The sequence below is a fragment of the Haemophilus haemolyticus genome, from assembly GCF_001008275.1.
GTDB lineage: Bacteria > Pseudomonadota > Gammaproteobacteria > Enterobacterales > Pasteurellaceae > Haemophilus > Haemophilus haemolyticus_P.
Genome location: NZ_LCTH01000005.1, coordinates 18,653 through 33,101 on the forward strand (window position 1 = coordinate 18,653; position 14,449 = coordinate 33,101).

The 14,449-nt window shown below is 35.6% G+C and carries 9 protein-coding genes and 1 tRNA gene; 2 read left to right on the forward strand and 8 right to left on the reverse strand.

Going from position 1 to position 14,449, the window contains the following annotated elements:
* Positions 1–51: 51 nt before the first annotated feature.
* Positions 52–825: a fumarate/nitrate reduction transcriptional regulator Fnr gene (gene fnr, locus AAX15_RS00535; RefSeq protein WP_046938620.1), complete on the reverse strand. Its 774-nt coding sequence runs from the start codon at positions 823–825 to the stop codon at positions 52–54.
* Between the two features lie 284 nt (positions 826–1,109).
* Between fnr and AAX15_RS00540 the strand changes: the two genes are divergently transcribed.
* Positions 1,110–1,195: transfer RNA gene (locus AAX15_RS00540), tRNA-Leu, on the forward strand.
* A gap of 464 nt (positions 1,196–1,659) precedes the next feature.
* Positions 1,660–2,196, forward strand: coding sequence for a DUF4760 domain-containing protein (locus tag AAX15_RS09150; protein ID WP_052749712.1), 537 nt, complete (start codon positions 1,660–1,662; stop codon positions 2,194–2,196).
* Between the two features lie 713 nt (positions 2,197–2,909).
* Here AAX15_RS09150 and ftnA (AAX15_RS00550) read toward each other — a convergent pair.
* The 7 genes from ftnA (AAX15_RS00550) to mukF form a co-directional block, all read right to left on the reverse strand.
* On the reverse strand, positions 2,910–3,407 hold the full coding sequence (gene ftnA / locus AAX15_RS00550; RefSeq protein ID WP_046938621.1) for a non-heme ferritin: 498 nt from the start codon (positions 3,405–3,407) through the stop codon (positions 2,910–2,912).
* A 17-nt stretch (positions 3,408–3,424) separates the two neighbouring features.
* The gene (gene ftnA, locus AAX15_RS00555) at positions 3,425–3,910 is read right to left on the reverse strand and encodes a non-heme ferritin (protein ID WP_005634630.1); all 486 of its coding nucleotides are present in this window, start codon (positions 3,908–3,910) and stop codon (positions 3,425–3,427) included.
* A gap of 696 nt (positions 3,911–4,606) precedes the next feature.
* Entirely contained in the window at positions 4,607–6,028 is a 1,422-nt protein-coding gene (gene sbcB, locus AAX15_RS00560) for an exodeoxyribonuclease I (protein ID WP_046938622.1), read from the reverse strand.
* A 12-nt stretch (positions 6,029–6,040) separates the two neighbouring features.
* Positions 6,041–6,916, reverse strand: a complete 876-nt coding sequence (locus tag AAX15_RS00565; RefSeq protein WP_046938623.1) for a DMT family transporter — start codon at positions 6,914–6,916, stop codon at positions 6,041–6,043.
* A 69-nt stretch (positions 6,917–6,985) separates the two neighbouring features.
* Positions 6,986–11,518 carry a chromosome partition protein MukB gene (gene mukB / locus AAX15_RS00570; RefSeq protein WP_046938624.1) on the reverse strand — a complete coding sequence of 1,511 codons (4,533 nt, stop codon included), beginning with the start codon at positions 11,516–11,518 and terminating at the stop codon, positions 6,986–6,988.
* Entirely contained in the window at positions 11,518–12,252 is a 735-nt protein-coding gene (mukE, locus tag AAX15_RS00575; RefSeq protein WP_046938625.1) for a chromosome partition protein MukE, read from the reverse strand. The genes mukB and mukE overlap by 1 nt, the downstream gene beginning before the upstream one ends.
* Positions 12,253–12,511: 259 nt before the next feature.
* Positions 12,512–13,846, reverse strand: coding sequence for a chromosome partition protein MukF (mukF, locus tag AAX15_RS00580; protein ID WP_046938626.1), 1,335 nt, complete (start codon positions 13,844–13,846; stop codon positions 12,512–12,514).
* Between the last annotated feature and the right edge of the window lie 603 nt (positions 13,847–14,449).

Sequence of the window (14,449 nt, forward strand, 5' to 3'; positions counted from 1 at the left end):
AAAATTTATTTTTTATGAATACAAAAAAGGCATGAAATTCACGCCTTAAAATTATTCAACTAATGTTATTTTGGTTTTATTCGTGCCAGTTAATTCAACTAAAGCATTGAGATCATTAATTGTAATATATTTTCCTTGCACCGTAAGAACGCCTAGTTTTTGAAAGCGTCCCAATAATCGACTGATAGTTTCAACTGTTAAACCTAGGTAGTTACCAATATCACCACGTGTCATCGTTAAGCGGAATTCTTTAGCTGAAAAACCACGAGCAGAGTATCGTTTAGAAAGATTATGAATAAAAGCAGCCAAACGTTCTTCTGCATTCATTTTAGACAGTAACAAAATCATTTCTTGATCACTTTTAATTTCATTACTCATTAAGCGCAAAATCTGTTGGCGCAATTTTGGCATTTTACCTGCTAAATCATCCAAAATATCATAAGGAATTTCGCATACCATTGCGGTCTCTAAAGCTTGTGCAAAACTAGGGTGTTGCATTTGAGTAATTGCATCAAAGCCAACTAAATCACCAGGTAAATGGAATGAAGTGATTTGTTCTTCGCCAGATTCGCTAATCGTGTAGCTTTTGATCGTACCAGAGCGAATTGCATAAATTGAATTGAGGGAATCACCTGCTTTAAAAAGAACTTGTGATTTTTGGATAGGTTTCTTTCGTTCGATAATATTATCAAGCTGATCTAATTCATGTTCGTTCAGCGTAAAAGGAATACAAAGTTGACTAATACTGCAATCCTGGCAATGAATAGCACAACCTCCCGATTGAACCCGGCGTCCTGCCTTGGTTTCTGCAACGAAATTTTTCATGTAAGCCTCAAATATTTCGAAAAATTAGTGTAAAATTGATCTAACTCAATAATTATACCACTAAATAGTCATTTTAAGAAGAGTAAAGCATTATGGCAGCAGAAAAATTAACAAAAAAACGGCTGATTCAGATTTTAATCATGTTATGTATTTTGATTATTGCATTTGTTTGGCGATATTTTTAAAAAACAGAAAATCCTTGTTCATTTTTAAAACAAATGAATTATTTCCAATAAATTTTACTTGTCACACATTTATATATACGTATAATTCAACACCATTAAGCCTGGGTGGCGAAATTGGTAGACGCAGCGGATTCAAAATCCGCCGTTGAATAAACGTGTCGGTTCGAGTCCGACCCTAGGCACCACATTATAATCCTCGTTCATTAAACGGGGATTTTTCTTTTCTACTTTTCAATTAATAAAATCAACACTTTACGATACTTAAATATCACTTTTCTACTCTTTTAATCTTATCCAGTATTGCAAGTTTTTATGTATTTTTATATATTTTTATGCACCTATTACGCCAAAATTACGCCAAAAGTGATGATGCTAAAATCATATGCATTACATATATAACATAATGATGAGTATTATTAATAACCCTCATCCATAAATACATTTTAACAACTAAATATCTCTTTAATCTTCTTGACAACGTTAATTGTAAATCTATAATGCCTCCATAAATCTATATTTTATTGCTCTTTAATACTGTAAATGTATTTTTACTCAGCTTGCTAAAACTTTAGCGAGCTTTTTTAGTCTAAGTGGTGTAGGAGGTGTATATATGAAACACTTAAAATTAAGTGAGGGTTGGGAAGTTTAAATGAACTTTTTCTGCCCACTATGGGAATTCTTGAAAGAATTTCGAATTAGTGATTGGATGGGGCTAGGAACCTGTATTTTTACGGGTTACCTGGCCTTTTTTGCCTGGTCTCAACTTAAAGAATTACGAAAGCAGCATAAACAGAAATCAACAATAGACTTACTTATCAGTAACAACACTAATGAGTATTACAGAACTCGTCGTAAGGCTTATATGGAAATGCGAGACAGCAGCACGAACTTTACAGCTTTAGCATGTAAATTAGATAAAAACACCAATAATTCCAATAATAAAGAAGAAAATTTTATTGTGCTTGATGTGTTAAATTCTATTGAATTCATTTGTGTAGGTATTAAAGAGGGTCTATTTGATGAATCAGTTTACAGTCGGATGAATAGAAGCAGTGTATTAAAGGACTGGAATACATTAAAACCTTACATTATGGAGCTTAGAAGAATTAACAATAATAATAGTAAATTATTCTGTGAATTTGAATGGCTTGCAACTAAATGGGAACAAGAAGATAGAAACAAATAATTCATCTCACTTTTCATATATTTTTTTGATAGAACCACTTTAAATAATTGCAATAAGCATTTAAAATAACTCTAGTTTTAGATAGGTATTAAGCTAGCTCAAATACTAGGGGAAACCCAATCAATTTTCTTAGTTGTAAATAATTTTGTTGTAATAGCTACCTTTGTGCAAATAATTCAAAATGTGTTTATTGATACCTTTCGTTTATTTAAGGAGGTCTATATGAAAGAAGTATTAAGTTTATTGATTCTTGTGGTTGGGCTACCCTAATACCTATCTACTAACTGAAATTTCTAATTTCTCACATTACTAATTATCACTCCTAAGAAAGTTAAAATCTAATAATATCTTTCAAACTATCTGGCATTGGAAGATTGAGATGGTGTGATATAATCTTAAGAAATAAGGATTAATTCGAAAATCTTTGTTTTAGAGCTATACATTAGGACAACTACGCCAAAGTTACGCCAAAAGTTAAAAATTTCTTTTAGAATCAATAATAGGGGAAGAGACCCTAGGCACCAACTTGAGTAAAGTCGTAAATCACGAGGGGAATCAATGATTTATGGCTTTTTTGTTTGTGCTTTTTTCTCTAATTTCGTCATTTTCCGCAATAATATTTGCCGTGTCAAATGATGACTTTGACGTAAATTTGACGTATAAAAAATAAGCCCAGTATAATACTAGGCTCATAAATATTTTATGCTCTTAGACTAAGCTTCGGTAGTAAGATTACCTAAATCTTTATCAACTAAGAATAAGCCTTTACCATCTTCGCCAAGAAGATTCAATTTATCCAAGATACCACTGAATAATTTTTCTTCTTCATGTTGTTCTGCTACATACCATTGTAGGAAATTAAATGCAGAGTAGTCTTTTTCTTCAAAGGTTTTACCTACTAATTCATTGATTTTACTTGTAATCAATTTCTCATGTTCATAGGTAATTTCAATCACTTCTTTTAATGATTTATATTCGTGTGATGGGGCTTCAATTGCAGAAATTAGAGCAACTGAGCCTGTCTCATTTAAATAAGTGAATAATTTACGCATATGTTGCATTTCTTCAGCAGCATGAGCTGATAAAAATTTTGCCGCCCCTTCAAAACCTTTTTGCTCGCACCAAGCACTCATTTGTAGATATAAGTTAGAAGAATAAAATTCCAAGTTCATTTGGTCGTTTAATAGTTTTACTACATTTGCTGATAACATTTTATTTCTCCTATCTATTATAAAGTTGCTAACTCACGATCAATAAAGAACAACGCTTTACCATCTTCGCCAACGAGGTTAAATCTATCAATAATTCCACTAAATAATTTTTCTTCTTCGTGCTGTTCTGCTACGTACCATTGTAAGAAGTTAAAAGTAGAGTAGTCTTTATTTTCAAAAGTAACTTCAACTAATTCATTGATTTTGGAAGTTACTAATTTTTCATGTTCTAAAGTTGTTTCAAATACTTCTCTTAATGAAGAATAATCGTGTTTAGGTGCATCGATTTTTCCTAAAAGCGGCATACCGCTAGTTTCACTTACATAATTGAACAATTTTTGCATATGTTCTAATTCTTCATCTGCATGACGAAGTAAAAATGCTGCTGCACCTTCATAGCCATGAATTGAGCACCATGCACTCATTTGTAAATATACATTAGAAGAGTAGAACTCTAAATTTATTTGGTCATTTAGCTTGTTTGTGATGATTTGATTAAGCATAACTAATTCCTTTCCATTTGATTGATAAAGTGCAATAAAACTTGACTTGCAATTCTCATTTTAAGCTCACAAATGAGAATTGCAAGTTTTTTATTAAAATAAAACTCATATAACCAATTAATTTTAAAAAGAAAAATTAAAAAAAATTATTCTCATTTGAGTAATCTAGGCACATAAAATAATTACAATGTCACAATTAAAACTAAAGATGTTAAATCTACAAGCAAATCTTCTATCAATTTATTCAGATTTCACCTAGCGCAATCCAAATCCAGAATTAAATATTATTGCTTTAACTTTTGAATAGAGAAGAAGCAGAGTATCCCTTTTTGATCGCCTCACGAAAGTTACTTTCACATCCATTTAATTTAACATAATATACATTATGCGAAATTAGTTATCAGGTTAGCGAAAACTACGGATTAAATAAATCACATAGTTATACACAAGTCACAGGTACTAGCAAAACAAGACAAAATAAGGCTAGATAACACGTTGTAACGCGTCATTTTATAGAGTTATTGAATGGATGAGTTGAAATGTAAAGATAATGTAAAGGTAAAATAAGCTAAATCTATGTGATTACGCTACGTAAAATCTGGATGATTTTTTGGATAATTATTCCCAGAATAAAAATAACAAAAAAGCACGTTTTTATTAAAACGTGCTCTTCTAAAAAATGTGACAACGTATCGACTAACCTAGTAATTTTATACCGTATTCATATACTTGTTGTAATAAGGATAGTTTTTCAGGACTATCTGAATGTTCCTCAGCTAAACGTTGTAAACTTGATTCAAACTCTACCGCACTTTTTTCAAGTTTATTCTGTCGGTATTTTTGCCATTTAATTTGTTCAGCGCGTGTGAGGGTTTTATAAAAATGACGAGCGCGATAATGGAACAATAATTCAGGGACACGTTTATCTTCAAAAGCTAAACCATGTTCAGCTAATTTTTCTGCAGGTAAACTACGTAAAATAGACATATTATTTTTATCAGCATTACTAAAAAATCCATTATATAGTTCAGTCTCTACATTATCATTCGATTCAAATTGACGTTCTTCATTAAAAATATCCGCCACTTTTTCTCGAATATCAAAAGATGCTCGTAATTTTGCAAGATTATCCAAGCATAATTGTCGATCAATACCTAGGCGATTTGCTGTTTCTGGCAATAAGGTTTTAGCTGGTGCTAAAATAGGACATTTATTGATATGTACAAGCTTTAATGGAACAGATGAAACTCCCCTTTCTTCTAATTCCAATTTTTTGGTATATAAATCTGCCCGTAATTCATCTGCACTTTTGGTTAATAAATTATCGATATCTCCAGTTAAATCACACACAATGAGTGCGTTTTGATTTGTCGGATGCCAAGCTAAAGGTGCAACCCAAGTGCAATTTCCACGATAATTTCCTAGCATCCCAGAAACATGCACTAAAGGTGTCATTGCGCCGGTATCAACCAATTTTTCGATTTCTTTCTTACCTCGGTTTTCAAAGAAATATTGGAATAATTTAGGCTGTTTTTCTTTAATTAATTTTGCCATAGCAATAGTTGCATATACATCAGCCATTGCATCGTGAGCATTTTCATGCTGAATACCATTTGCTTTAGTGAGTTTTTCTAAGCGAAAACTTGGTATTCCGTCATCGTCATAAGCCCAATTAATCCCTTCTGGACGCAAGACATAACAAGCTCGTACTAAATCTAACAAGTCCCAGCGTGAATTCCCGTTTTTCCAGCTGTATTCATAAGGATCAATAAAATTACGATAAAACGTATAACGCGTCATTTCATCATCGTAGCGAATATTGTTATATCCCATGACGCAAGTATTGGGTTGGGAAAACTCTGCTAAGATGTTTGCGGCAAATTCAGGCTCAGAAAGCCCCTTTTCATTACATTCTTGTGGTGTAATTCCTGTTACCATTACCGCTTCAGGAGCCGGTAAATAATCGTTGGTTTGTTTACAATAAAACATTATTGGTTCGCCAATGATATTAAAATCAGCATCTGTACGAATACCCGCAAATTGCGCAGGGCGATCTGTTGCTGGATTTACACCAAAACTTTCATAATCGTAAATAAAAAAGCTGAAATCTTTTGCCATGACTACTCTCTTTTACGCGATAATTTTATCTAAATAATATAGACTGAAAATGGCTGATAAACTGAAAATAATACCAATCCAATTTAGCTTACTGATTTTTTCTTTAAAAACTAATGCGCCAATTATCGTACCTAAACAAATCACACCAATGTTCATTCCCGCAAAAACAAGTGTTGGATTTCCAGCAAAACTTTGATGGGCTTTTATATAGAATAAAATATTAAAGAAATTTAATACACCTAAAATGATGCCACCAATTACACTTGATGATGTCCATTGGGCACGTTTTAAGAATAAATAGATAAACATAACGCAAGCTGCAAGCGAGAAGGAAATAAACAATGTTGCAGGGAATGCACCGCCGCTTTTCGCCACTTGTTTGAATAAAATATCAATGATGCCGTAACCAAACCAGACGCCAATTAATCCTAAAACACCTTTAAAATTGACCGCACTTTGCCCTTGAGTTGGCTTAGTTAATAAAAAAAATAAACCAATAAAGGCTAATACTACGCCAATGATTTTAGATTGGCTTAGTGTTTCATGAAAAATTAAAAATGCCGATAAAATAGGAAGAAACAACGAAAGACGTTGTGCTGCGTCAGAACGTACAATTCCAGCAAACTCCACCGCTTTTGACATAATAATAAATACGCTAGGTAACAATAAACCTAGCGCTAAAAAAATGGGTGAATTTTCGCTTTGTACGATGTAATCAGTAAATTCTAAACCTTTAAAATCAGGTTTGAGTAAGAAATAACTGAAAGTGATGGCCGTGATGTAGTTGAATGCGATAGCTTGTTCAATAATGATATTTTTTTTACGGGCTATTTTAAGCAAAACTGAAACAGCTACGCTGCAAAGAATCGCAAGAATAAGATTGTGCATTTAAATTCCTTATATAATTAAAGTGCGGTCAAAAATCTTAAAATTTTAACCGCACTTCCCTTCTATTTTTTATTCTGTCGCACCGAATCCGCGTAAACCAACAACGTGTACATGCTCTTGGTTGCCTGCGATTTTACGCACGAGTTTATAGGTTGTACCTTTTTCTGGGCTAATGTTTTCTGGCGCAGCAATAAGTAACTGCATATCCAAACGTTCGCAAAGTTCGAATAAGGTGGAAATAGATTTACCGTCTAAACGTGCAGCTTCATCTAAGAACAACAAGCGACAAGGCACGATATCTTTACCACGAATTCGACGGCTTTCTTCTTCCCAACTTTGAACAACCATTAAGAGAATTGACATACCTGTACCGATAGCTTCACCAGTAGAAAGTGCGCCACTTTCGGCACGTAACCAACCATCAGCGCCACGGAATACTTCTACTTCAAGCTCAAGATAATTACGGTAATCTAACAATTCTTCGCCGATTGTTTGTGCTGTACGTTGCCCCATATCAATATGTGGATTGATACGTTGATAGAGCTTCGCCATAGCTTCAGAAAAGGTGATGCGGTTGTCGTTAAATAAGTCTTGATATTCATCTTGCTGACCAGAAAGTGCGTCCAACAACATGGCATGGGTATCACGAATATTCACTACCAAACGAACAGATTTTACTTGACCAAACGAGATGTTTTGCAAACCTTGATTGAGCATACGAATACGATTTTGTTCACGCTGAATCGTTTTACGCATAATATTCGCCACACTTTCAGAACTGATAGCCAATTTTTTCTCGCGGCCAGTTAATTCAGCCGTCAAACGAGAAAGCTCAATTTCCATTTGTTCAATGGCATCAATTGGATCATCCGTTTTAATGATGTCTTGACGAATACGTTCACGTAGGTGCTGATACACCGCAATAAAGAACCGCACTTTATTTTCAGGTTTGCGACTATCTTCCGACACTCTTAGACTATCACGTAGATATTCATTATCAGCTACCGCAGTACGCAACGCACCTAATGCTTTATCCGACATTGAACGTAACTCATCTGCAGATAAATAAGCGAGTTCTCGGCGATTGAGGCGTTTTTCCATATCAGAGTTGCGGGATAAACGTAAAACCACACACCAACTCACTTTCGCAGCTACAACTAATTCACGTTGAGTTTTATAATCACGTTCGGTTTTACGAATAAGACGATTTAAATTGTCCGCTTCGCTTTCAATTAATGTCAGTTGTTTTTCTACATAAGAACGACGCTGACGGCTCGTTGAAAGTTGTTGATGTAATTCATCACGACGGATACGTGCACGTTCTTCAGCACCATCATCAGCTCTCACGCCAAGATCGATAATTTCACCAATCAACTCATTTAAGAGCTGATATTTACTATCGTAAGAACTTTGTAACTGAATCAAGACGCGATTATATTCAGCAAATTGACTTTGTTTTTGACGAACTTGCTCACGTTGTGTATCTCGCTGTGCTTGCATTTGTTCTAAACGTTGGCGAAGTTTTTCGTTGAGTTCAGAAGTTTCAGCCTGCCCTGCATCTTCATAACCAAAATGCTGTTTACGTTGTACAACATCAGCTAACGCAAATACTCGTTGTTGAACTTGTTTTTGACGCTCAATCGCTTGAGTTAATTCATTTTTTAAGCCTTCGTAATTTTCTGGATCACTTTGTAAACTATTTGCAATCGGCTCTAATTGTGACAACGTTACGCCATGCTGACGAATAAAATATTCATCTTGCTCTGCAATATCTAATTGCTCACGACATTCTTCAATGCGATCAATTAAATCTTCATCAGCTAATACATTTAGTTGTGGAATTAACTTGTTGAGTAATTGTAGTTTTTCTTTTGCATTATCTAATTGAATACGTAATTGTTGTTCGCCGTTATTGAATTGATTTAATTCACGATCAATTTCATTACGTTCGCGATTAATCTCAGACATTAACTCTTCTGGATTTGGCTGGAACGCTAGCGCCAAATGCAATCCAACAAATTGGCTGAAATGTTCGTGTAAACGTTGGCATTTTTGTACATCAAACGCAATTTGGGCATGTTGTTCTGCCACTTCATCACGTTCAATTTGTAATTCTTCTAAACGTTTTTCACGTGCTGCACGCCCAAATAACGGAATTTCAGGGAATCTTGAATAGCGTAATTCACGATCTGAAACTTGCACGACAACACCCAGCTCAAGTTCTTGTGCGGATAGTACGCTGTCGTCAAATGCGGTAGGATCGCCTTCAATTAAATACAAATCATCAGGGCAATCTTCTAATTGCGCAAGTTGTTCACGCACAGCATTGAGATCACGCACAACAATAGCATGACGTGCAGGCCCATAAAGTGCGGAAAAATAAGGCGCATCTTCAATGGTTACATCATCGTAAAGCTCTGAAAGCAGCACCCCACCAAAACGTTCTGCCAACATATTTAAACGTGGATCTTCTGAACCATCTGGCTGACTTAAACGAGAAATTTGTTCATCTAATTGCAAACGTTTTTGTTCAAGTTGATCACGTTGCATCGTGAGTTCACGTTCTTTCACAAGTTGTGATTGCATAAAATTCATCACATCTTGGCTATGTTCAAACGTTTCACCGCTTTGCTGCTCTAAACGCTCTAATGCGGCTTGAGCTGTCAGCCATGCTGGCGCTTTACGCGCATTTTCATCATAAAGTGCGGTTAAATTTTCACGTTTTTGACGAAGCGTAGAACGATTTTCCACTTGTTCTGAAAGTTCAGCAGAAATATCTTCAATCAACGCTTCTTGCTCAGCGTGATAATTCTCTAATTCTTCTGCCGTTTGTAAACTTAAATTAGCTCGTTGATTAAAATCATTAAGTAATTTGACCGCACTTTGTTGTTGTGCATAACGTTGCTCAAGTTCATGTAATTTTGTGCGAAGTTGTGGCGTTTGTTGTGCCTGCAATTTTTGGCTTGGATATTCACGTAATAATTCTTTCGCACTTTCCCACGCCGCAGAACGAGGCATTTCACCCGCAATTTTGCATACCAATTGATACGCTTTATCGAACTGAGATTTTGCCGCTTCAGAAATAGACATTTTGTGCTCTAGTTCAAGCACGGTTTCCGTCAAACTTTCAGCATGAGCTTCAAATTCTGCGTGATAATCTTCTACATTTTTAACATTTAAATCTGCTAAACCACATAATATTTTCGCTTTTTCAAGCGCTGCAATGGCTTGTTGATATTGAAGTGCGCGAGTTTGTTGGGCATCTAATGCTTGTTGATAGTCTGCTAATTGGGCACGCACCGCATCAATTTCAATTTCAGTTTGCTCAAATTGGGCTTGGCTTTCTTCTAACGCATCATTCGCATCTTCAACCACCATTTTTTGTTCTTCTAAACGCTCGGTGAGTTCTGCAATATCTTCTTGATAACGCGTAATTTTTTCTTGGTGACGCAAAGCATTTAACACTAAGTTAAGATGATCAACCGCACTTTGGTGATCAACTTCTAAAGTCCGTTCACTTTCTGCCAATTCAGCCGCTTCTCGACTTAAATCAACCAAACGATGTTGGGATAAATTCTGCTCTGCTTTTGCTTTATACCACTCACGACGAGATTCTAATGCAGCCTCAATATTGCCACGGCGTTCATTCGCATTACGCATATAATCCGAAGCAACATAATTCGTGGTTTCAGTAATTAAATGTTTGAATAAATCGCGATCTGATTGCGTGACCTTAATCGCTTCTAAAGTCATACGATTCTCACGCAATGCGCTTTCCATATCTTGGAAAGCTTTGCGCACACCTAAATTTTCTGGCAATAAATAGTCACGTAAAGAACGTGTGATTGCACTGGAAATACCACCGTATAAAGACGCTTCGATAAGTTTATAGAATTTGCTTCGATCTGATGCTGAACGTAAACGTTTCGGAATAATACCGAGATCGAACATCATGCCGTGATAATCGGTGATGGAATGATATTGTTTAAATTGCGCACCAATGTTTTCAATTTTATCTTTAAGTTCGTTTAAATTGAGTACGCGTGCTTGACGTTCTCCCACGGTTTCAGTGAAAAGTGCGGTTGGATTTTGAGATAATTCTACACCTTGAATTGAGAACGTTTTTAAATCAACTTTTTTATCACGACCCGCAATTTGTTGCAGACGCACACCAACAAGAATACGTTGATGGCGAGAATTAATGGTATCTAATACCGCGTAACAAACGCCTGGACGCAATTTACCATGTAAACCTTTATCGCGAGAACCGCCTGTGGAGCCAGCTTCTGTTGTATTACGGAAATGTAAAAGGGTCAAATCAGGAATTAATGCGGTCACAAATCCAGCCATTGTGGTTGATTTACCTGCACCGTTACCACCAGAAAGCGTAGTAACTAATTCGTCTAAATCGAAAGTACGGGCAAAAAAACCATTCCAGTTAATTAAGGTTAAAGAACGGAATTTACCACGCTCTACACCATTATTTGTCGTCATGCTAAAAGGCATAGGTGCTTCAACGATTTCTTCGACGTTTTCATTTTCCATAATGACTTCATCGCTCTCTAATTCGATTTCATTTTCTAATTCAAAAACATCAGACATTATTCTTGTTCTCCGTTAAATTCTTCGTCAATTTCATCCGCACTTTCTGCATCGTTTTCCATTAATTGTGCTTGTTTTTCCAACGCTAAGGATTCAGGTGTTGCCGCTTCCCCATCACGAATGAGTCGAGCTTGGGCTTCTAATGGATCATCTCCGCTACGCACTTCCGCACCAAAACGAAATACAGATTCAGAAATCGTAAATTTCCCACTATTCTGTTCGCCAACAGTTTGAATCATACCTAAACGACGTAAACGACCAATTGCCGCCCGCACTTTTTCTGCCAATTTTTGTTTATCTAAGTCAGAACCACTTGAACGCTGATTAACTGCTTTTAATAATTTTCCTTCATCAGCAAGATTTAATAATTCATCATACACTTCTTGCGTACTAAAAATGCCTTGTTGAGCTAAACGTTCTGGGCTTAAATAAAGATAACAAAGCACTTTACCAACAAGCATTTCCAACTCAGAAAGCACAGAACGCGCAATTAATGTCGTTGCTTTCGGACGAAGATAGAAAAATCCTTCTGGCGCACGAATTAGTTCCACGTTATAGCGACGATAAAATCCGTCTAATTCATTTTGGAAATCCATTAAAAATGCGTGATTATCTAAATGCTCCGTGCTGATATGGCAACCTGAGCGCAATAGACTATCTACCGCAGGAAATATTGGATTTGCAATCGCCACAGCGAGTTTTGGGGAAATTACATCTTGAAGGTTGTCTGTCATAGGTTATTTCTCTATTAAAACTTTATTCAGTTACTTTCTTCGTTAATCATTATTGCCAAATCTCCCCTAGCCCCTCTTTGCTAAAGAGGGGGATATTCTTTAGCAAATCAATTCTTGCTGATTACTTCAGCATTTTCTAACACAATGAAATAATCTCAATATCGATTATTTCATTATTATTCCCCTATTTAGCAAAGAAGGATTAGGGAGATCTAACAGGAGTAATTCCGTCGAAATTAGCTTTTAAATTATCTTAAAATCAATACTTATCAATCACATGCGCTTGGACTTCTGCGCCACGTTCATTAATCGCTTGCCAATCTGGATAAATACCCGATAAATCATCATTTGCCATACCAAGGCGTACTGCTTGATCAACAATGATTCGAGCCACATCAAAATGACGAGAAAGTGGGTAATTTTCCAGTTGTTCTTTTAACACTAAACTCAAATCAATCGAACGGTTATTTTCACGATAAGCAATCAGTAAGCCTTGCATATGCTCTACAATTTGATCGTGTAAATCAGAAAGGGATTCGTATTGCAATTCTTCCGGCAATTCACCTAAAGCATCATCTTCACGCAACACCATTTCTTCATCGCGCAGATCGACTAAACGCTCAGCTTGCGCTGTCCATAAGAACCAAGGATGCTCAAAATAATGATGAATAGAATTACGTAAACGTTGTGAGAATACACGATTTTTATCCATATCAATGGCAGTACGAATAAATTTATGCACATGGCGGTCATAACCAATCCATAAGTCTATGGCTTGTTGTCCCCAACTAATAATTCGGTCAAGTTTAGATTGTAAATCGGTAATTAATTGATCAATAAAATACAAATCATCTCGCCCGATCACACAATCTTGAATACGCAATAATTGCGCCTGAAGTTTATCCCCCGCGGCATTTAACGTATCTTGCAATTCGCGCAAATTGCCAGATGTTTCATCTAATAAACGTTCACAGCTTGAAATTGCCGCTTGCCAATCTTTAGTAAGAAGCTCTGCAATTTCATCTTTAATACTTTGCTGGTTTTCATCCATAATGCGTTGTGAAAGATCGATGCTATCAAAAATCTCTGCAACGGAATATTTTAATGGCGCAAACACATTACGACGCCAATAATGTTCGCTTTCATTATTCTCCACGCCTTCTTCTGCAGAATCAGAAGCGCGTTGAATTTCATCTGCCACAATGGAAAGCTGTACAGAAAGACGCAATGCGGAAAATTCACGCTGACGAATGTAATAATCAGACACGCCAACACCTAATGGCGTTAAACGATAAATCGCCAGACCTTCAGTAAATTCGCTACTAAAACGGTTTAACAAACGTTGTTTCACTAATTCATTAATTGCATTATTCGCTCGTGTTGCAATAGCATCCGTGGATTGCTCAAAAGCATTCATTGTGTGGCGGAAAATATCCACAAGATCGGCTTCTAACATTTCGCCGTCTAAACGTTCGTTGTTATAAATTGCAATCGCTAGCAGGAAAACCAAGCGCTCGGTAGGTAAATTCAAAGAAAACTCGCGATCTTTTGCCCAAGAGACGAGTTCAGGAATAGTTTGGGATGTTTCAATCATCGAATTGCAAAGCGTTAAAATTGAACAAAAAATTGGAAAGATTATACAGGATTTTTTGCGGATCTTAAAAATCTTCTTTTGAATTGACCGCACTTTCCTATTTTTCATGCAGGAGAAACACAAATATTACCTATTTATTGCCCGCTCATTAAATCTATCAATAACTCATTTCTAAATTCATTGGAATAAGAAGCGATTGTTAATCTACTTTTCATACTTTCTTTTTTCGAATGCATATAGATAAAAAATAAAGATAATTATAGATTTCTAAAAATCTAATACTTTAGATAATTCCTTTCAGGAGATTTCTGCTGTGAAAAGTGGTAGTTGGTAAAATAAAAAAAAGAATTTAATTTTTCAGAAAATTTTCAAAAAACACCAAAAATAAAAACATTTGAGCGTTTTTGCAGAATTTTAGTTAATAAGATTTCCTATACTGATACCTCATGTACATCATCAGAAAAGGAAAAATCATGAAAAAAATGATCTCAACAGTATTTTGTTCGCTTATTGCTGGTACATCTTGCGCAAACTCATCAGTTTTTAGCATTAATGTGCCAGATTTACCTGAACACGGATTTCACGCTAAAAACTTGTTAAGTG